At 65.9% G+C, this 18,593-nt stretch carries 18 protein-coding genes; 11 read left to right on the top strand and 7 right to left on the bottom strand.

All coding sequences use genetic code 11. The annotated features are described in order from the left end of the window. Positions 1-92 precede the first annotated feature (92 nt). Both KF838_12625 and KF838_12620 read right to left on the bottom strand, forming a co-directional pair. A complete protein-coding gene (locus tag KF838_12625) occupies positions 93-857 on the bottom strand; it encodes a hypothetical protein (GenBank protein QYK47623.1) in 765 nt (254 codons plus the stop codon). Next, a complete protein-coding gene (locus tag KF838_12620) occupies positions 854-1,645 on the bottom strand; it encodes a hypothetical protein (GenBank protein QYK47622.1) in 792 nt (263 codons plus the stop codon). Before KF838_12620 ends, KF838_12625 begins: the two co-directional genes overlap by 4 nt. A 490-nt stretch (positions 1,646-2,135) precedes the next feature. On the opposite strand from KF838_12620, the gene KF838_12615 reads away from it, so the two are divergent. Continuing rightward, positions 2,136-2,984, top strand: a complete 849-nt coding sequence (locus KF838_12615) for a transposase (GenBank protein QYK47621.1) — start codon at positions 2,136-2,138, stop codon at positions 2,982-2,984. Positions 2,985-3,510: 526 nt separating this feature from the next. Here KF838_12615 and KF838_12610 read toward each other — a convergent pair. Then, positions 3,511-3,912, bottom strand: a complete 402-nt coding sequence (locus KF838_12610) for a hypothetical protein (GenBank protein ID QYK47620.1) — start codon at positions 3,910-3,912, stop codon at positions 3,511-3,513. Between the two features lie 373 nt (positions 3,913-4,285). Here KF838_12610 and KF838_12605 point away from each other — a divergent pair, with 373 nt between their 5' ends. Then, a complete protein-coding gene (locus KF838_12605; protein ID QYK47619.1) occupies positions 4,286-4,609 on the top strand; it encodes a hypothetical protein in 324 nt (107 codons plus the stop codon). Between the two features lie 53 nt (positions 4,610-4,662). Continuing rightward, positions 4,663-5,814 carry a hypothetical protein gene (locus tag KF838_12600; GenBank protein QYK47618.1) on the top strand — a complete coding sequence of 384 codons (1,152 nt, stop codon included), beginning with the start codon at positions 4,663-4,665 and terminating at the stop codon, positions 5,812-5,814. 17 nt (positions 5,815-5,831) lie between these two features. Here KF838_12600 and KF838_12595 read toward each other — a convergent pair whose 3' ends face one another. Both KF838_12595 and KF838_12590 read right to left on the bottom strand, forming a co-directional pair. Further along, complete coding sequence (locus KF838_12595) at positions 5,832-6,155, bottom strand: DUF5615 family PIN-like protein (protein ID QYK47617.1); 324 nt, start codon at positions 6,153-6,155, stop codon at positions 5,832-5,834. Continuing rightward, complete coding sequence (locus KF838_12590; GenBank protein ID QYK47616.1) at positions 6,152-6,370, bottom strand: DUF433 domain-containing protein; 219 nt, start codon at positions 6,368-6,370, stop codon at positions 6,152-6,154. Before KF838_12590 ends, KF838_12595 begins: the two co-directional genes overlap by 4 nt. A 213-nt stretch (positions 6,371-6,583) precedes the next feature. Here KF838_12590 and KF838_12585 point away from each other — a divergent pair, with 213 nt between their 5' ends. The 8 genes from KF838_12585 to KF838_12550 all read left to right on the top strand — a co-directional run bounded on the left by KF838_12585 (position 6,584) and on the right by KF838_12550 (position 15,796). Continuing rightward, positions 6,584-6,832 carry a type II toxin-antitoxin system prevent-host-death family antitoxin gene (locus KF838_12585; GenBank protein QYK47615.1) on the top strand — a complete coding sequence of 83 codons (249 nt, stop codon included), beginning with the start codon at positions 6,584-6,586 and terminating at the stop codon, positions 6,830-6,832. Beyond that, positions 6,832-7,245, top strand: coding sequence for a type II toxin-antitoxin system VapC family toxin (locus tag KF838_12580; protein QYK47614.1), 414 nt, complete (start codon positions 6,832-6,834; stop codon positions 7,243-7,245). The genes KF838_12585 and KF838_12580 overlap by 1 nt, the downstream gene beginning before the upstream one ends. Before the next feature lie 228 nt (positions 7,246-7,473). Further along, positions 7,474-10,344: a type I DNA topoisomerase gene (topA, locus tag KF838_12575; protein ID QYK47613.1), complete on the top strand. Its 2,871-nt coding sequence runs from the start codon at positions 7,474-7,476 to the stop codon at positions 10,342-10,344. A gap of 16 nt (positions 10,345-10,360) precedes the next feature. After that, entirely contained in the window at positions 10,361-10,759 is a 399-nt protein-coding gene (locus KF838_12570; GenBank protein ID QYK47612.1) for a hypothetical protein, read from the top strand. 132 nt (positions 10,760-10,891) lie between these two features. Further along, the gene (locus tag KF838_12565) at positions 10,892-11,380 is read left to right on the top strand and encodes a DinB family protein (GenBank protein ID QYK47611.1); all 489 of its coding nucleotides are present in this window, start codon (positions 10,892-10,894) and stop codon (positions 11,378-11,380) included. Positions 11,381-11,551: 171 nt separating this feature from the next. After that, positions 11,552-13,006 (top strand): bifunctional folylpolyglutamate synthase/dihydrofolate synthase, encoded by a 1,455-nt coding sequence (locus KF838_12560; protein QYK47610.1) that lies wholly within the window; start codon positions 11,552-11,554, stop codon positions 13,004-13,006. 118 nt (positions 13,007-13,124) lie between these two features. Beyond that, positions 13,125-14,102, top strand: coding sequence for a universal stress protein (locus KF838_12555; GenBank protein ID QYK47609.1), 978 nt, complete (start codon positions 13,125-13,127; stop codon positions 14,100-14,102). Further along, a complete protein-coding gene (locus KF838_12550) occupies positions 14,099-15,796 on the top strand; it encodes a cation:proton antiporter (GenBank protein QYK47608.1) in 1,698 nt (565 codons plus the stop codon). Before KF838_12555 ends, KF838_12550 begins: the two co-directional genes overlap by 4 nt. A gap of 192 nt (positions 15,797-15,988) precedes the next feature. Here the strand turns inward: KF838_12550 and lysS are convergent, their stop codons facing one another. After that, positions 15,989-17,212 (bottom strand): homocitrate synthase, encoded by a 1,224-nt coding sequence (gene lysS / locus KF838_12545; GenBank protein QYK47607.1) that lies wholly within the window; start codon positions 17,210-17,212, stop codon positions 15,989-15,991. 201 nt (positions 17,213-17,413) lie between these two features. Next, the gene (locus KF838_12540) at positions 17,414-18,574 is read right to left on the bottom strand and encodes an isocitrate/isopropylmalate dehydrogenase family protein (protein ID QYK47606.1); all 1,161 of its coding nucleotides are present in this window, start codon (positions 18,572-18,574) and stop codon (positions 17,414-17,416) included. Between the last annotated feature and the right edge of the window lie 19 nt (positions 18,575-18,593).

Genomic DNA, 18,593 nt, shown 5'->3' with positions numbered 1-18,593 from the left:
TCTGGAGAGCGGTGCCACCAAAGAGGGAAGGCGTTTTATGGATGCCGCTGCGCGGGGATGTCGCATCGCCTGTTGCTGCTCGCACTTGCTGATCACGCGCCGGGCTTTCGGTAGATGAGTGCCCACGTGCGTTCGAGCCAATCGGGAGTGTACTCGATGCGGCAGTTGGGGCAGGCGCCCGTGTCTGGTGCGGTACGGAGTGAGCGGAGGCAGCAGGGACAGCGACGGAAGCGCTGACGCGCGAGGGCTCGCCACTCGAAGACGTGGCCGCGGAGGATGTAGAGGAGGAGAGAGACGGCGGCGGCGAGAAAGGCGATCGCTAGGATCGTGCCCCCGCGCGGCAGGGTCGATGGGATCAGGAAGAATGAGCCTGGCACGGCGAGGATGGTTGCGAGTTGCCACCACTTGAGCGCACGCCACATGCGGCGTTCGCCGATGGGTGGCCAGGTCTTGGCGATGACTTGTTCGTAGGTGCCGCCCTCCCAGTGCTCCTTCAGTGATTGCGGGTTGTACTGCTTGCCGCATTCGGGGCAGAGCCCTTCGATCGACGAACCGGCGAGGTCGTAGCCGCAGGGGCAGATGCGGTACTGGTTAGTTCGTGCGTGGACCAGTCGCTGGGCGGCACAGCGTTTGGGGCGTTCCATCAGATGCCCCACGCCAAGCACCGCGGCAATGAGAAGGAGCGAGACCGCGACGCCAATCCAGCCGCCACGCACGATTGGAAGGATGATCCACGAGAGGACAAGCGGGAGTGCAAAGAACCATGCGCCCACCTTGGTGACGCGTGCGCTGAGTGATCGACGCTTCCAGAGCGTGTCGGTCCAATAGGCGTCGCGGATGGACTGCGAGTCGGTCATGGCGCATCGCCTTCTTGCCCGGGCTTTGCGTACACCTTGCGCCAGGTCTCTTCAAGCCACTTGGCGTCCCATGGAAGGCGGCAGTTGGCGCACGCACCCGAGGAGCTTCGCTTCGGGAGCGGCATGTGGCAACGGGGGCAGACGCGGAATCGCAGGCGAAGAAGGTATGCGAGGTCGTTCCGCACGAAAGACAAGAGAGCCGCGGGCGCGAGCGGGATGAGGGCGAACAGCAGGATCACAAGATCGCGATGCTCGACGAGACCGTTCCGGGAGCGGAGGATGAGCGAAGCGACACCGGCGATGAGAATGACAAGAGATGTCAGGGTCGCGGTGAAAGGGATGCGGCGGGCGCTGCGGAATCTTGAGAGTGGGCGGTAGACCTCGCCCTCGATGCGTGTGGGGACGTGTGCCGCGAGCTTCCAGGCGTGCTCGAGCGACGCGAGTTCGTATGCGGCGCCGCATTCCGGACAAATGCCTTCGTCGGCGAGGCCTGAGAGATCATGGAGGCAGCTTGTGCAGCGGCGGAAGCCCGTGGACGCTGCTTCGCGGTAGAGGCGCCGAGTTGCGCGGCGCTGGATCAAATGGAGCACGATGTATGCACCGATCAAGAGCGGGGCGAGGAGGGGAGTGATCCACGGGTGCACTGCGCGGATGTACCAGAATGCGCCGAGAGCGGCGCAGAGAGAGATGGCGCCCGCGACATTCTCGGGCGAGAGCAGGCGGCGCGCCAGCGATGGGGACGCGGTGGCATCGTGAGGTGTGGGTGGGAGGGGCTGCTGATCGGTCATTCGAGGAACATGCTACCACGCGGCGTGGGTGAGGCGTCGCGATGAGTGTCGAGGTGTATGAGGTGGGACGTGGATGCAGGATGTGTGGCACGGCCCCCCACTTGCCCCTCCGCACCCCCCCGGGGAGAGTTCAGTCGCCTCCGGCGACTCGAAGGCGTTCTAAGGATGCGCTGCGCGGGGGCTTTGTACCAGACGCAGCGGCGGGCCCTTCGGGCCGCGCCTCGCGTCTGGCAACCATCGCTCGCTGCTCCGCAGCGTCGGAAGCGAGAGCATCGGTCGTCAGCGGCACTTCGCGCGGAAGAGCGATTAGCGATCGGGTGAATGTGAGTGAGATTGGGTGAGGTAGCGGTGATGCGGAGACGCAACACCCCGGGCTCGCGAGCATTTTGCGCCATGTGTTCCAAGGGTTTCCATTGTGGAGACTTGCGCGATCTGATGGCTCATGCCATGCTCGGTCCCACTGGTGGAGCTGCCAGACAGGAGACCGAGCATGGACAACGCGAGTTGGAGGGTGTTGGCGGCGAGCGTGCGGAAGCTGGATCGGAGCCCGCGTGGCGGTCGCTTCACCTTCACCGATGCGGACATCGTGCTGACCTTTCTCTGGGCCGTCTTGCACCGACGACCCACCTCCTGGGCGTGCCGACGCGATGCATGGCCGTTGTGGCGGCGTGGTCGATTGCCCTCGCCAAGCAGGATGAGCCGGCGGCTGAGAACCACCAGCGTCCAGGCGTTACTTGCCGCGGCGGAGGCGGAGAATCTGGTCTCTGCATCGGGAGCGTTGGTGCTGGCTCTTGACGGCAAGGCCCTGCGCGTCGCCTCGCACTCCGGAGACCGGACCGCGACCTTCGGCGCATGGGGACTGCGCGGCTACAAGCTCCATGCGATCTGCGATCTCGCGGGCTCGATCGTCTCCTGGCGTCTCACGCCCATGCACTGCCATGAAGCAGTGATGGCCAAGCGGATGATGCGAGACATGGAGTTGAACGGGTATGTGCTGGCCGACTCGAACTACGACAGCGTGAAGCTCTATGAACTCTGCGCGTGCAAGGGCGGACAACTGGTGGTTCCGCGGAAGGACTGCCGCGTGGGTCGCGGCGTGCGGCGGTCCGGAACGCATCCGGACCGCCGTCGAGCCATCGACATGCTGGAGCAGAGCATGACGGGCTTCGGCAGGGGCCTGCTGTCACTCCGGCGCGTGATCGAGCGTGTGTTTGCACGCCTGGAAATGACCCACCATGTGGGGCTTATCCCGCCGCACGTGCGCGGCATCGAGCGGGTCCGTCGATGGATCCAAGCCATCATCATCCTTGATCGACACACACAGGCAATGAAGCGATGACGCAAAAAGCTCTCGCGCCCGGGGCTCCCTTTGGGGTGTCGGTGGCCAGCAGAACTTCGTGCTGAAGAGCGCGATCGGGCGAATGTGATTGAGATGCGTGAAGTCTCTGTGTAGGTGCGGTTGTACGGGGATCGCGTGTATCGTCCTCCGCCCCTCCGGGGCGGGTTGGCTTGGGTGTTGCTTTCCACGGGTTCCGGTCGCGAAGCGCGACCTTCACCCGCGGCTACACACCCGCGGCCCTCCGGGCCGCCCGGAGGAGTGAGTGCTTGGAGAAGAGAGCGTCCTGAGAAGAGGGTGCCTGGAGAAGAGAGCGTCCTGAGAAGGGGGTGCCTAGAGAAGAGGGTGTCTGGAGAAGAGAGTGCCTGGAGAAGACAGCGTCCTGAGAAGGGGGTGCCTAGAGAAGAGGGTGCCTGGAGAAGAGAGTGTCCGGAGAAGAGGGGGTGGGAGTATGGATGTAGATGAGAGTCGGGGGCGTTCGCCCCGCTCCACTGAGGATGCGCTGCGCGGGGGATCTTGAACCCAGCCCTCACGGGCTGGGCTGGATTCTGTCGGCGCTGTGTGCCTCGGGGGCATCGCGTTCGGTGAGTGACACGTGGTTCGAAGGATGTGTCGTTCGGGCGGAGAACTTGTTTGGTGAGGCAGGGATGTCAGCATCGAAGTCGCGACGAGTGGCGATTTCGATGGCACGGAGAGCGGGTTGTCGGGAGAGAGAGTTCGATATGCTGCTTGTGGGCGATGCGCGGACGGCGCGTGAGGTGTGGTGCATGGCGGAAAGGGATGTGAGCGAAGCCGAGGGCGCGGGGCCGAGGGATCGGCGCGGCGATCGCGTGCGCGAGCGGCGGGTGCTGCCGGTCTGCATGAGGTGGGGGCGTTTGCCGTGGACGGTGCTGGTGTGTGCGGGAGCCGCGGGCTTGGGTTTCACTGCCATGTTGGCGGCATTCGTCGTTGACGCCAGCCGTGTGGATTGGTTGCGGGATGATGGTCTTGCGATCGCCTTGGGTTCGCTCGTCGGTTCAGTGTTCTTGACTCTTCGAAAGATGCGGCGCGAGTACACGGAGATTGAACGAGCCGGATTCATGCGATGCCCCGCATGCCTCGCTCAGATTCCCGCGTCGGCCGCCGCATGGAATGACGAGATCGCCTGCCCCGACTGCGCGAAGCACTATGGCGCGGATGAACTTCGTCAGACGTGGCGACGTGTATACGGGAAAACCGCACAGAGGGGTGTGTGGAAGTTTGATCGGGCGTCACGACGAAGAATCGGCAGGAGGCGGGCGCTTCTTTGGGGGGCGGGATTTGTTATGGCCGCGGTGATGATCACGCTCGGAACGGTTCACCACGCCATGACTATGGTCAATCTTCACGCGGCCATGCCGCTCCTGCCGGTCTTTGGTGTCTGCATGCTTGGAGTTCCCTTGGTGTTTCTGGCGGATGCGGTCGCTTCGCTCACGCTCGATGCGGCCCGGGTGCGGCGGGTGCGGGGGCCGCTGCGTGAGGCGCGCGGGCGGCTGTGTCCGGATTGTCTGCATGACCTGCGCGGGATCGGGGATGAAGGTGCGTGCCCGGAATGCGGCGAGGCGTTTTCCAAGGAGTCTCTGGCGGACTGGTGGGGGAGGGTGGAATGACCCGAGCGAGCAACCTCTTGAGAACGCGCACACAAGAAAGGAGTCCGATGGAGATGCCGCGGGGCATGTGGCTGCGCGCGTGGGTTCCGCCGTGGGTGGTGATGCTCTCGATTGTGGTGTACGGCGCGGGGCTGGTGGTGGTGATGATTCCGGGCATGGGGTGGCGGATCGGGGGCGCGGTGAGTCTGGGCGCACTCGCGCTGGGCGCTCCGATCGCGTCGATGGTGGCGATGTATCGGATGAGGCGGGCGAGGGCTCGCGCGCACTGGTATCGGCTCTGCCCGAAGTGCCGCGGCGATCTGCGGCTGTGCGAACCCGAGGGCGGGTGTCCGGGGTGCGGCCAAGCGTACACGCCCGAGTCGCTGCTGAAGCACTGGGAGGGGACGGACGCCAAGTCTGCGGCGGCGAAGCGGTGGAGGCCGTTGAGCGCGCGGGCGGTGATCTCTCCGGCGCTCATCATGGGCGTTGCGCCGATGCTGGTTGGGTTGGTGGCGGCGTTTGTGCTGGTGAAGCTCGGGGTGCTGCCGCCGCAGTTCGCGATGCTGGTGTTCATCGCGGTGGGGCCGACGACTGGGTTGCTCGGCTCGTGGGTTGCGAAGCGCGACCGGCGCGACTTTGAGGCGATTGAGAGAGCGGGATTCATGACGTGCCCGGAGTGCGTGGCGACGCTGGCACCACCGAGCGATGCGGAGCGGGGCGAGGCGTGTTGCGGCGGGTGCGGCCAGCAGTACTCGATGCCGTGGCTGGTCCAGACGTGGACGGGGAGTTATGCGCACGTTCTCGGCTTCGGAGTGGGGAAGGATGGAAAGCCGGCGTGGAACGCGCGCCAGGGAATGGACCTTGGGTCGCGCCGACTGGCGATCGGGTTCGGTGTGGCGGCTCTGCTGTGCGTCGCCGTCATCGCGATGTTGAATCCATTTGTTGGGTTTACGTCCCTGCCGCCCGCGGCGATGATCGCGATGGCGGCGGCGATGGTCGTTGGCGTGCTGGTCTTCACGGGGATAATGGTGAAGCGGAGCGGGTACCACTACACGCGGATGATCCGGCTGCGTGCGCACGGGTACCGCTTCTGCCCGGAGTGCGGGTACGACCTGCGGGAGTCGGCGGCGGAGGGGACGTGCCCGGAGTGCGGGGTGGGGTACGACGGGGAGTCGCTGCGGACGAGGTGGGAGCGTGGGGCGAGGGTCGAGCCGCCGGCGTTATAGCGGGAGGTGTTGTGGGGTCAGGTGCCGACGGTGGTGAGCGTGTTGGGTGAGAGCGAAGCGAGCGCGTCGAGGATCGCGGGCACGAGTGGCCGGATGTCGTCGAGTGCGTTGCTCTTGGCCTTGATAATCAGGAGCGCAACCGGGAGATCTTTGATGTTCTGCTGATATGCGACGCCTGTGTCTTTGGTCAGGACGACATCGAAGCCGTTCTCAGCGGCCTTCGCGAGCAGGTGACCATTCTCAACGCCGCGCCACCCCATGAAGGCGACGGTGAAGCACTCGTGCCCTGCCATGAAGTGGCGGAGATCGTGTGGCAGGTTCTCATCGAGCAGGAGTTTCATCCCGCGACCCGTCGCGCATCGAGGGGGATGTGACGACGGGCATTGTCGAGGACGGCCTCTGCCTGGGCGCGGGTGACGGTGGGGAACTGAGCGATGAAGTAGTCGATGGTGTAGCCGCGGCGGAGGTGGTCGAAGAAGGCGTCAACGGGGACGCGTGTGCCCGCAAAGCACGGCGTGCCACCGAGTATGTTGGGGTTGGAGATGATCTCGTCCACGGCATCACTATACCGTGGGGCGAGGGTCGAGCCGCCGGCGTTGTAACGGGAGGCGTCGCGTGGTCCGGGTGCCGATGGTGGTTAGCGTCTCGGCGATGCGGGGTATATGTCGTCCGATAACCCGTTATATTGAGGCGATAGTTGTGCAAAGTGTGCAATATTGCGCACATTGTGCTAGAATGATGTCTGTTGTGTATTGAAGGGGGACATCACATGGTGCAGAACATTCCGAGCACTGAGGCCCGTCGGGCGTTTGGCGAGTTGCTCGATCACGTTCGGGAGGGGGAGAGTTTCGCGATCACTCAGAACGGGCGGGTGGTTGCGCGGCTTGTGCCGCCGGAGGATCGTCGGCCGCCGATGTCGCTGGAGGATGCGTTGCGGGGGCTTCGCGCGATCCGTCCGATCAGGCCGCTGGATCGTTCGGAGATCCGGGGACTGATCGAGGACGGGAGGCGGTTCTGATGCGGGCCCAGTTTGTGCTGGACGCGTCTGTCGCGGTGGGGTGGCTATTGGCCGAGGAGCAGGCGGCCGTGGCGCGGGCGATAGCGGATCGATTCCGGGATGAGGATGCGTTGGTGCCGCCGAACTGGTCGCTTGAGGTGTGCAACGCGGTGCGCAAGGCGGTGCGAACGGGGCGGATCACGCTGGACACGCAGACGCGTCTGCAGCAGATCATTCTTTCGTTTCCGATCCGCTTTGATCCACCCTCGATCGAGCGGGATTGGACGACGATTGTGCCGCTGGCGCATCGGTTGGAGTTGAGTACATATGACGCGGCGTATCTTGAATTGGCGATGCGGTGCGGCGTGCCGCTGGCGACACTGGATGATCAGTTGAAGCAGAGGGCGCGCGAACTGGGGATCCAAACGCTGTAGCCCGTGTCGTTGTTGGTATCAAATCCCGAACATCCGTGGGGTTTGCGCACACTTTCATGCATAGTGGTAGGTTGGGCCGCTGAGAGGCGGCTTGACTCGGGCGTTTCCTGGGGCTTCTCTCTCCACTGTGTCCAAAGCGACCCGTGCGGGATCGGAAGGTATGGCCGGGATGGCGGGTCTGTTGTTTGGTTGTGGTTTGGAACACTCGGTGTGATCGGCAGGGGTGATATGGCCAAGCGGGCCTCGAAAGCGGGCGGGACGAAGCGTGCGGCGAAGCCAAAGGGTGAGGGTGCGCCGGTTGCGGGCGCTGCGGCGGAGGGGGACGCCGCGGGAGCTGGGGCGAAGGGCGGGGGCGGTGGTGGGGGACGTGGTAGAGGTGGACGTGGGGGGGGGAGATTCGGTCCATCGCGCGGGTTGGGTCTGAAGCCGGGTGATGGGAAGAACCGGCATCTCGTGATTGTGGAGTCGCCATCGAAGGCGAAGACGATCAACAAGTATCTGGGGCCTCAGTATTTGGTGGTGGCGTCGATCGGGCATGTTCGTGATCTGCCGAGCAAGAACCCGAAGGGCGTGAAGAGCCCGGTGCCGGGTGTGGATCTTGAGCGCGGGTTCCGTCCGACGTATGAGGTGCTGTCGGGGAAGGACAAGGTGATCGCGGAGTTGAAGCGGGCGGCGAAGGAGTGCCTTGCTTCGGGGCGCGAGATCTGGTTCGCGACGGACTTGGATCGCGAGGGCGAGGCGATCGCGTGGCATCTGGCGCAGGAGCTGGGTGTTGATTCCAAGAGCGCGAAGCGGGTGGTGTTCGCGGCGATCACGAAGAGCGAGATCGAGAAGGCGTTCGGGAATCCGCATCCGATCGATGAGGATCGGGTGAATGCGCAGCAGGCGCGGCGGATCCTGGATCGCATCGTGGGGTATCAGGTGTCGCCGCTCTTGTGGAAGAAGGTGGCGCGGGGGTTGTCGGCGGGGCGTGTGCAGTCGGTGGCGGTGCGTCTGGTGGTGGAGCGTGAGCGTGAGATCCGGGCGTTCGTGCCGGACGAGTTGTGGTCGATCTCCGGCCAGTTCACGGCGGATGTTGCGGGGGCATCGGGGCTGGTGCGCGACTGGTCGGCGTTCATGGCGCGGCGTGACGACAAGGGGAACCCGCCGACGGTGAAGATGCAGAACGCGTGGCTGGGTGAGCACGGGGGGATCGGCGCGGAGCTGGTGGAGGTCGGGGGAGAGAAGGTCGGGCTGGAGGCGCGTGAGGGCGAGGATGGGGAGCGGCTGGCGGCGCGGGCGCGCGAGGTCGCGGAGCTGGCGGGGCTTCGCAATGTGCGGATCGACGTGAGGCGTGATCCGAAGGGGCGCGGGCCGGCGCAGCAGATCAGGACGATGACGGGGGAGATCGATCCCGCGACGCCCTACGAGATCTCGGGGATCGAGACCAAGCGGACATCGTCGCGCCCCGGCGCGCCGTACATCACGAGCACGCTGCAGCAGGCGGCGGCGAACCGCCTGGGCTTCGGGGCGCAGCGGACGATGAAGACGGCGCAGCAGTTGTACGAGGGCATCGATATTCCGGGTGAGGGGCCGGTCGGCCTGATCACGTACATGCGCACGGATTCGACGAACATCTCGCGGGATGCGCTGGAGATGGTGCGCTCGTACATCGAGCGGTCGTTCGGGGCGAAGTATCTGCCGGAGAAGCCGAACTTTTATTCATCGTCGAACAAGGGCGCGCAGGAGGCGCACGAGGCGATCCGTCCGACATCGCTGGAGTATCCGCCGTCGAAGGTGAAGCGGGCGTTGTCGGAGGATCAGTTCCGGCTGTACACGCTGATCTGGGAGCGGTTTGTTTCGTGCCAGATGACGCCGGCGCAATGGGATTCAACGGCCGTGACGATCCGCGGCGGGAAGGATCCGAAGCGTCCGGTGACGTTCCGGGCGACGGGGCGGACGCTGGTGTTCGACGGGTTCTACAGGGTTTCGGGCGTGCCGAAGGCGGCGGACGAGCAGATCCTGCCCTCGGTTTCGGAGAGGCAGCGGCTCGCGCCGTTCAGCGTTGAGCCGGTGCAGAAGTTCACGAGCCCGCCTCCCCGGTACACGGAGGCGTCGCTGATCAAGATGCTTGAGTCGGAGGGGATCGGGCGTCCTTCGACGTATGCGTCGATCATCAGCGTGATCCAGGATCGGAACTATGTCGAGCAGCAGGAGCGTCGTTTCTATGCGACGGACCTGGGCGAGGTGGTGACGGACAAGCTGGTGGAGGCGTTCCCGAAGATCATGGATGTCGGGTACACGCGCGAGATGGAGCAGGAACTGGACAAGGTGGAGGAGGAGCATCTGGACTGGGTCGAGATGCTCAACCGGTTCTATGGTCCGTTCACGGACGCGCTGGAGCACGCGCACGAGACGATGGGGCACGCAAAGGCGGAGTTGGTGCCTGCGCCGGACGAGTATCGGTGTCCGACGTGCGGCGCGCCGACGGTGTATCGGTTCGGGAAGAACGGGCGGTTCCTGTCGTGCTCGACGTATCCGGCGTGCAACTATGCGAGCCCGGTGGATCGGGAGGGCGTGCCGCGTCCGGCGGCGCAGACGGTGCCGATCGCGTGCATCAAGTGCGGCGCGGCGATGACGAAGCGTGTGGGGCGGTTCGGGCCGTTCCTGGGGTGTTCGCGGTATGGGGACAAGACGAATCCGTGCGATGGGATTCTGAACATCGATCGGAAGGGGAAGGTGGTTGCGCCCTCACCTCCGGCGTTGTTGACGGAGTTGCCGTGTCCGGCGTGTCAGTCGCCTTTGAATCTGCGTTCGGGCGTGCGTGGTCCGTGGCTGGGGTGCTCGCGGTTCCCGAAGTGCCGCGGGAGAGGGAAGTGGGCGGAGCTGGATGAGCCCACGCGCGCGGAGCTGTTGAAGAAGATGGAAGCGCACGAGGCGGCGAACCGTGCGCCGATCGTGAAGACGACGGATGGGAAGCCGCTGACGGACGCATCGGGCAAGCCCCTGGCGACAGCGCCGACGGTGGATGCGCTTGCGGGTGTTGCTTCGAGTGGGGGTGAGGGGTCGGGCGAGGGTGAGGAGTCGGTGGAGCCCCTGGCGGACGAGGTCGGGGTGTGAGGAGTAGACTGGTTTCATGCCTCCCTGGGTGATCGCGACGATTCTGATCACGTTGTTTGTGGTGATCGACACGATCGTGGTGTGTGCGATTCTGCGCTCGTGCGGGATGATGCTGAGGCAACTGGGGGAGGGTCATCCTGCGGTTGAGCCGGAGCCGGGGGCGGTGCGGAAGGAGTTTCAGTCTTTCAAGATCGGGATGATGAACATGGGGTATTCGATCCACGTGACGGTGGATGCGTCGTATCTGCATCTTGATCCGTCGCTGACGGCGCGGTGGATTGGGATGCCGCGGATGAGCATTCCGTGGTCGGAGGTGAGGTTGGTGCGGCGTGGGCGGTACGGGGGGACGCAGGTGAAGATCGGGCGGCAGACGGTGTACGGGCCTCGGTGGTGCCTTGAACTGGCGACGGCCTGATATGCGTCGTTTGTGCGCTGTTGTGAGGTGAATCGGGGTTGGGGCGCTTTCATTGGCTGGGTCGGCTTGGCATACTGTGGTTGGCTGCGGCGGCGGACCGTCCGGGTCGGGCGCGGCGTGAAGGGAGTTTGCATGTACCTGCGATTCCGGCGCTTGTTTGAGTATGACGACGAGTCGAACGCGAAGGCGATCTCGGCGATTCGCTCTGCGCAGCCCGGCCCCGAGCAGGAGCGGGCGATCGGGATCATGGCGCACGTGCTGGTGGCGCGGCGTGAGTGGCTGCGTCGGATCGGTGGTGCGGAGGCGGTGGGGAACTCGGCGCAGGCGAAGGACGTCTTCCCGACCGGGTTCGGGATCAACGACCTGGAGCGTCTGTTGTCGGAGGTTCGTGCGTGGTGGCAGGACTGGCTGGCGAATCTATCTGAGGCGAAGCTGCGTCAGGCGTATGACTACGCAAGCATCGACGGGAAGCGTTGGACGACGCATATCGAGGATTCGCTGACGCACGTGCTGCTGCACGGCGCGTACCACAGAGGGCAGATCGCGATGCTGGTGAAGTCCGGCGGCGGCGAGGTTGTGCCGACCGACTTCATCATCAATGCGCGGAAGCCCGTGGTGTGAGATCCGGGTGAGCGTTTCGTCGGCGCGATGTGGACGATTGGTGGAGAGTGCGCGACGCGTCGCGTCGCGGGGCGGGCGGAGGCGTGTGGGGTGAGTGGGGAGCATGAATTCCTGTCCGATCGTCGGATTTACTCTTGGCTTTGATCGTTCGATTCGTACAATCGCATCGCCATGGGGACAGGTGCAACGGGACTCGGGCGCAAGACGCGGCGCGCTGCTGGAAGCGATGAGTCGGAAGAAGCCGACACTCGCCCGGTTGTCTTTTCGACATATGCGGATGCGATCGGGCATCTCTCTCGGGCTCCGAGCGTGGAGCGGATTCGTCCGAAGGATGTCGGACCTGAGACATTCAATCTCGATCGCATGCGTGCGTTGATGGAGGGGCTGGGGAATCCCGAGCGTGAGGTTCGGTTCGTTCACGTGGCGGGGAGCAAGGGGAAGGGGAGCGTCTGCGAGATGCTGACGGCGTGCCTGGCCGAGGCCGGGTACACGACCGGGCTGTACACGAGCCCGCATCTTGTGGATGTTCGCGAGCGGATCCGGATCAACCAGGGCGTGATCGGGGAGCAGGAGTTCCGCAGCGGCCTCGGGCGGGTCGCGACTGTGGCGGCGTCGATCCGCGAGCGGTATGGAGAGACGACGTACTTCGAGTTGTTGACGGCTCTTGCGTTGAAGCACTTTCGCGACATGGCGGTGGACATCGCGGTGATCGAGGTTGGGCTGGGGGGGCGTCTGGACGCGACGAACGTGATCACGCCGGAGGTGTGCGGGCTGGTGTCGATCCAGTTGGAGCACACGCAGCTTCTGGGTGACACGCTGGAGAAGATCGCGGGGGAGAAGGCGGGGATCTTCAAGCCGGGTGTTCCTGCGATCACGGTGCCTCAGGCGCCCGGGGTGCTGGAGGTGTTCAGGGCGAAGGCGGTGGAGGCGGGTGTGCCGCTGAGCGTGCTGAAGGAGGACATCGACTTCAGTTATCGCGTGGAGGCGGGGCACGGGCTCGGCCCTCATGTGCGTGTGTCGCTGACGACGACGCAGTCGAGTTACGAGCATCTGCCCGCGCCGCTGAAGGGTGAGCACCAGGCGTTCAACTGCGGGCTTGTGCTGGCGATTCTGGATCGTCTGCGGACGCGCGGGTTCGACGCGAGCGAGGTGAAGGTCGCGGAGGGCCTGAGGAAGACGCGATCGGAAGGGCGGATGGAGATGATCTGCCGCTCGCCGCGGATCTTGATTGATGGGGCGCACAATCCTGAGAGCGTGCAGGCGCTGGTTCGTGCGGTGGGCGCGCACGTGCGGTACGACTCGATGGTGATGGTGTTCGGGTGCGCGTCGGACAAGGATGTTGGCGGGATGCTGGAGAAGGTCTCGCTGGGGGCGGACAAGGTGATCTTTACGCGGTCGGAGTCGAGCCCGCGTGCGGTGGCAGCGCGCGAGTTGCATCGGCGGTTTGTTGAGTCCAGCGGGAAGATGGCCGAGCACGCGGAGACGCTGCCTGAGGCGCTGCGGCTTGCGGCGCGGGCGGTGGGGCGTGACGATCTGATCGTCGTGACGGGTTCGTTCGTGCTCGCGGGCGAGGCGAAGCGATTCATCATGGATCTGGAGCGTCAGCGGCGCGGCGGGTCGCGGTGAGCGGCGGTCCATTCCGCGACGGCCTCGATGGGATGGCATGCTGGGGCGGCGTCGGCGGCGTAGCATCCGCGCGGATGCGGGCGGGATGAGGCCCGGGTCGTGCGCGAGAGGAGCCGCGATGGACGAGGGTGCGCCAACAAAGCCGGAGTGTGTGGCGGGTGGTGGCGGTGCGGGCGGCCCTGGGGTTGGCGCGTTTCGTCGTGTGATGGCGTGTGTGGGGGTTTCGCCGAGCGCGGGGCTGGTGGTGCGTGAGGCGGCGCGTCTGGCGCGGTCGTGCGGCGCGGAGTTGACGTTCCTGCACGCGGGTTCGGAGCGGGAGCGTGTGGTGGAGATCGTGCGTGAGGGTGCTCGGGACGAGGCGATGCTCGGCTCGGCGGAGGTGATCGGGCGCGAGGGGACGCCGGACCGGGTGATCCTGGAGGAGGCGCGCCGGATCGACGCGGACCTGGTGTTTGCGGGCGCGCTCAAGAGCGATCCGCTGTTCACGGGGATTGTGGGCTCGGTGGCGAGGCGGCTGGCGCGGAACGCGGATCGGTCGCTGTTTCTGTCGATTCACAGGTTCCCGCCGGAGGGCGTGGCGCGGACGATCGTGGCGTCGGTGATGTTCGATGATCGCTCGCGGGCGATGGTGGAAGCCGCGGCGAGATTGGCGATCGGGGCGGGGGCGCGCGAGCTGCATGTGGTGCGTGAGTATGACCCTTACTCGGCGCGGATGAGCGAGACGACGGGTGCGGCGGGGGCGGATTCGGAGCGGTGGGAGCACGTGCAGCAGACGGCGACGCGGTTCGAGTTGGCGAACTTTCTTGAGGAGTGTGCGCGGCGTCTGGGCGTGGCGGACGGTGCGGGGGCATTGGAGCGTTCTGGGGTTGCGCTGCGGACCGAGTGCATGGCGGGGCGCGGGGGTGAGGAGGCGGCGCGGTACGCGGAGCGCGTGGGTGCGGATCTTCTGGTGATGCCCGCGCCCGATCGGCGCCTGGGCGTGCTGGACAGGTTCTTCGGGCACCCGACCGAGACGCTGCTGGAGCAGTTCCCGTGCTCGGTGCTGCTGTTCAGGCGGCTGAAGAAGGGTGAGGCCGCGCCCGGAGTGGGGACATGAACGGGCTCTCTCACTCGGAGATCATCACGCTGCTGTTGGCGCTGGGTGTGCTGCTGGGGACGGCGCGGCTGCTGGGCGAGGTGGCGCGGAAGCTGAGGCAGCCAGCGGTGATCGGTGAGTTGTTCGCGGGGATTCTGCTGGGGCCGACGATCCTGGGTGCGGTGTGGCCGTCGGCGCAGGGGTCGCTCTTTCCGTCGGAGGGGCCGCTGCCTGTGTCGCTGCACGCGCTGACAACGGTGGCGATCATGCTGTTCCTGCTGGTCGCGGGGATGGAGGTTGATCTCTCGACGATCTGGCGTCGTCGGCGGGCGGCGATGTCGGTGGGTGTGGGCGGGATGGTGGTGCCGTTTGTGATGGCGTTCCCGCTGGCGTGGCTGCTGCCGGTGACGATGGACGCGGGGGTGCAGGCGAGCGAGCTGACGTTCCCGCTCTTCTTTGCGACGGCGATGGCGATCAGCGCGTTGCCGGTGGTCGCGAAGATCCTGATCGATCTGCAGATGTTCAAGTCGGACATCGGGATGACGATCATTGCGGCGGCGGTGTTCAACGACATCGTCGGGTGGCTGGTCTTTGCGTTGATCCTCGCGTTGATGGGGCGCGCGGGGGAGGGTGGGCCGGAGCTCTGGCAGACGGTGACGATGACGCTGGTCTTCGCGGGTGTGATGCTGACGCTGGGGCGGGCGGCGGTCGATCGCGCGCTGCCGTGGCTGCACGCCCACGCCAGCGTGCCGGGGAGCGTGCTGGGGTTTGCGGCGACGGGCGCGGCGTTGTGCGCTGCGTTCACGGAGTGGCTGGGGGTTCACGCGATTTTCGGGGCGTTCATCTTCGGGATCGCGCTGGGTGACTCGCGGCACCTCAGGCAGAGCACGCGGGAGACGATCGACCAGTTTGTCTCGTTCATCTTTGCGCCGCTCTTCTTCGCTTCGATCGGGCTGAGGGTGGACTTCCTGGAGAACTTCGACCTGGTGCTGGTGCTGATCGTGCTGGTGGTGGCGACGGTGGGGAAAGTGGGTGGGTGCATGCTCTTCTCGCGCTTCACGGGGTTCCAGAAGCGCGAGGCGTGGGCCGTGGCGTTCGGGCTCAACGCGCGGGGCGCGATGGAGATCATCCTGGGGCTGCTCGCGCTCGAGGCGGGATTGATCGGCGAGCGGATGTTTGTCGCGCTGGTGGTGATGGCGCTCGTGACCTCGATGACGAGCGGGTCGCTGATGCAGCGTGCGATCGGGCGGGTGAAGCCGGTGCGGTTCTGGGACTTTGCCGGTCCGCGTCAGTTTGTGCAGGCGATGAGCGCGACGGATCGCGACGGTGCGATCGCGGAGTTGGCGGCGGTGGCGTCTGGCGTGTCGAAGACGCCGCTGGACGCGGAGGTGATCGCTGCTGCGGCGCGTGCCCGCGAGCGGCTGGTGTCGAGCGGTGTCGGGCTGGGCGTTGCGGTTCCGCACGCGCGGATCGCGGGGCTGGCGCAGCCGATCGTGGTGATCGGGCGGGCGCGGCGCGGGATCGACTTTGACGCGCGGGACGGGCAGCCGGCGCGGCTGATCATCCTGCTTGTGACGCCGCTGGAGAACGCGGAATTGCAGCTGCGCCTTCTGGCGAGCGTGGCGCATGTGTGCGAGGATGAGGCGGCTGTGGAGCGGCTGCTGAGCGCGGCGAACTGGACGGAACTGCTTGCGGTGTTGAATGAGGTGGGGTAGGGGGGAAGGAAAGAGCCAAATAGCACATAGCAAAGGGCCAGACTGCGGGATGGGGCAAGGAAGGACGGTTGATGATGGAGTGAGGGGCAGAGGGGCAGAGGGCCAAAGGACCAAAGGACCAAAGGACCAAAGGACCAAAGGACCAAAGGACCAAAGGACCAAAGGACCAAAGGACCAAAGAGAGATTGTTGGTTAGGCGGGGATGAGCGCGGGTTGTGGGCTCGATGGTGTGGTTGGGACCATGGCGACAGGCGCGAGGGTGGGCGATGCGGCGTGTGCGTTCACGTGGCGATGGATGATCGCATCGACGTGGTCGAGGGTGAGGTGTCCGACATCCGCGGCGGCCTTGATCTCCGCGGTCATGACCTTGGCCTGTTCGTCGGTGAGCCGGAGCCCGAGCTGTTCGGCGCGGGCGCGGACGGCGTTCCAGCCGGTGAGCCGGTGGGCGACGTGGATGTAGCGGGAGAGCCCGAAGTCTTCGGGGCGGAGGGCCTCGTAGGCGGAGGGGTCGTTGAGCACGGCCTTGGCGTGGATGCCGGCCTTGTGTGTGAAGGCGGCGAAGCCGGTGATGCATGAGTTGAAGGGGACGTCGATGGAGCAGAGGCGGGCGACGGCGTGGTCGATATCGTGGAGGAGCGGGAGTCGGTAGCGCTGGCGGATGAGTTCTGGCTCTGAGGCGTAGAGGCGTGCGATGATGCCGCCGAGCGAGGTGATGCCGTTACGTTCGCCGATGCCGAGGACTGTGGTGTCGATGTGTGTGGCGCCGGCGTGGAGGGCGGCCCAGGCGTTTGCGACGGCGCATCCGGTGTCGTTGTGGCCGTGGAACTCGATGTCGAGCGCGGGGCCGATGGCTCCGCGGACGGCGCGGACGACCTCGGCGACGCGGAAGGGATCGGCGATGCCGACGGTGTCCGCGATGCCGACGCGATGGATGCCGAGGGGCGCGACGGCCTCGTAGACGCGGAGGATGTCGGCGATGTCGGAGCGGAAGGAGTCCTCGGTGCTGAAGCGGACCTCGACGCCGGCCTCGACGGCGATGGGGATGACATCGCGGGCGAGGGCGATGATCTCGTCGATGGACTTGCCGTGGCCAAAGCGGCGGAGCTGGGAGGAGGTGCCGATGACGATGTCGACGCCGTGGACGCCGGTCTCGATGGCGAGGCGGACATCGTCGGGGTGGCAGCGGGTGTGGGTGAGGATGCGGGCGCGGAGTCCGAGGGAGGCGATGGTTGCGCAGTCGTCGCGGGAGGCGGGGGAAGCCGCGGGACTCGAGAGTTCGAGGTAATCAACCCCGAAGGCGTCGAGCATGGTGGCGATGCGGATCTTCTGCTGCGTGGTGAAGAATGCGTTGGCGAACTGCTCGCCCTCGCGGAGGGTGGACTCGATGATGCGGAAGCGGGAGGCGGGGGAGGACATGGAAATCTCCAAATAGCAAATAGCAGATGGCCAAACATCGGGGGGTGACGCGGAGGGATGAACGCGAAGGTCGCGAAGAGCACGAAGGAAGGTGAGACAGCAGTTGAACGCGGAGGACGCGGAGAGGATGGGAGGCGGATGAGCAGAAGCGGAAGGCGAAGAGTGGAGGATTGGTCGTGACTTCGTGACTTCGTGACTCTGTTACTCACCCACCCGTTTGTCGTCGTTGGACCAGAGGTTTCGGAGGATGGCGTCGGTGAGGATTGTGGTTGAGCCCCGGCCGCGGAGGTCGGGGGTGAGGGTGGATGGGTCGGCATTGGCGAGTGTTGCACCGACCGCGCGCTCGATGCGATCGGCGACGTCGGGCTGGTTGATGTGGCGGGCGAGCATCGCGCCGGAGAGGATCGCGGCGATGGGGTTCGCGATGTTGCGTCCTGCGATGTCGGGCGCGGAGCCGTGGACCGGCTCGAAGAGGGCGTGGCGGTCGCCGATGGCGGCGGAGGGGGCGAGCCCGGGGCCGCCCGTGAGCCCAGCGGCGAGATCGGAGAAGATGTCACCGAAAAGGTTCTCGGCGACGACGACGGTGTAGCGCGTCGGATCCATGACGGCGTGCATGCACGCGGCGTCGATGTTGTCGATCTCCAGCGTGACATCGGGGAAGTCCGCGGCGACGGCGCGAGCGGCGTCGAGCATGACGGTGCCGGTGGCGCGGAGGATGTTCGGCTTCTCCAGAAGGGTCACACGGGCGGGCGTGCCGGTTTGATGCGCGCGGAGGCGTGCCTGCTGGAAGGCGATGCGGAGGATGCGGCGCGAGGCGTGCTCGGTGGTGACTCGCGCGGAGAGTGCGATGCGGCCCCGGGCGTGTTCGCGCATGGTTGCGAGACCGTGGTGGATGAGGGCGGCGTGGTCGGGCTCGAGGTTGTCGATCTCGATGCCGCAGTAGAGCCCTTCGGTGGATTCGCGGACGGTGAGGATGTCGGTGTCGGGGTGGGCGCAGGGGATTCCGCACCAGGCGCGGGCGGGGCGCAGCCCGGCGTAGAGATCGAGTTCCTTACGGAGTCGGACGATGGGTGAGCGGTAGCGGAGGCCCTGGTTGCGCAGATGCGGGGCGAGTTCGCGTGCGGCATCGGCTTCGGGTTTGCTGGTGATCGCGCCCATGAGGATGGCGTCGGCAGCGCGGGCGGCGTCGAGTGTTGCGCGCGGGAGCGGGTCCCCGTGCTCGCACCACTCACGCCAGCCGATGGGGTGTTCGTCGAAGGTGGCGTTGAGCCCGGCTTCGATGAGCACGCGGTGCGCAGCGCGGGTGACTTCGGGTCCGATGCCGTCGCCGGGGAGGAGCGTGATGTGTGGGATGGGATTCATAAGAAACCACAGAGAACAC

It is taken from the genome of Phycisphaeraceae bacterium (assembly GCA_019454185.1).
GTDB lineage: Bacteria > Planctomycetota > Phycisphaerae > Phycisphaerales > UBA1924 > JAHBWV01.
Note: the sequence above shows the minus strand (reverse complement) of the source record. Positions and strands in the feature narration are given on the sequence as shown.

What these genes read in the sequence shown, in the direction of transcription:
- KF838_12610 (QYK47620.1), bottom strand. Translation starts at nt 3,912, where the DNA reads ATGGCAGTGAAACCCAAGCCCGCGGCTCCCGCACACACCAGCACCGTC.
- KF838_12620 (QYK47622.1), bottom strand. Translation starts at nt 1,645, where the DNA reads ATGACCGATCAGCAGCCCCTCCCACCCACACCTCACGATGCCACCGCG.
- KF838_12585 (QYK47615.1), top strand. Translation starts at nt 6,584, where the DNA reads ATGGTGCAGAACATTCCGAGCACTGAGGCCCGTCGGGCGTTTGGCGAG.
- KF838_12570 (QYK47612.1), top strand. Translation starts at nt 10,361, where the DNA reads ATGCCTCCCTGGGTGATCGCGACGATTCTGATCACGTTGTTTGTGGTG.
- KF838_12615 (QYK47621.1), top strand. Translation starts at nt 2,136, where the DNA reads ATGGACAACGCGAGTTGGAGGGTGTTGGCGGCGAGCGTGCGGAAGCTG.
- KF838_12625 (QYK47623.1), bottom strand. Translation starts at nt 857, where the DNA reads ATGACCGACTCGCAGTCCATCCGCGACGCCTATTGGACCGACACGCTC.
- lysS (QYK47607.1), bottom strand. Translation starts at nt 17,212, where the DNA reads ATGTCCTCCCCCGCCTCCCGCTTCCGCATCATCGAGTCCACCCTCCGC.
- KF838_12560 (QYK47610.1), top strand. Translation starts at nt 11,552, where the DNA reads ATGGGGACAGGTGCAACGGGACTCGGGCGCAAGACGCGGCGCGCTGCT.
- KF838_12565 (QYK47611.1), top strand. Translation starts at nt 10,892, where the DNA reads ATGTACCTGCGATTCCGGCGCTTGTTTGAGTATGACGACGAGTCGAAC.
- KF838_12595 (QYK47617.1), bottom strand. Translation starts at nt 6,155, where the DNA reads ATGAAACTCCTGCTCGATGAGAACCTGCCACACGATCTCCGCCACTTC.
- KF838_12540 (QYK47606.1), bottom strand. Translation starts at nt 18,574, where the DNA reads ATGAATCCCATCCCACACATCACGCTCCTCCCCGGCGACGGCATCGGA.
- KF838_12600 (QYK47618.1), top strand. Translation starts at nt 4,663, where the DNA reads ATGCCGCGGGGCATGTGGCTGCGCGCGTGGGTTCCGCCGTGGGTGGTG.
- KF838_12580 (QYK47614.1), top strand. Translation starts at nt 6,832, where the DNA reads ATGCGGGCCCAGTTTGTGCTGGACGCGTCTGTCGCGGTGGGGTGGCTA.
- KF838_12605 (QYK47619.1), top strand. Translation starts at nt 4,286, where the DNA reads ATGGCCGCGGTGATGATCACGCTCGGAACGGTTCACCACGCCATGACT.
- KF838_12555 (QYK47609.1), top strand. Translation starts at nt 13,125, where the DNA reads ATGGACGAGGGTGCGCCAACAAAGCCGGAGTGTGTGGCGGGTGGTGGC.
- topA (QYK47613.1), top strand. Translation starts at nt 7,474, where the DNA reads ATGGCCAAGCGGGCCTCGAAAGCGGGCGGGACGAAGCGTGCGGCGAAG.
- KF838_12550 (QYK47608.1), top strand. Translation starts at nt 14,099, where the DNA reads ATGAACGGGCTCTCTCACTCGGAGATCATCACGCTGCTGTTGGCGCTG.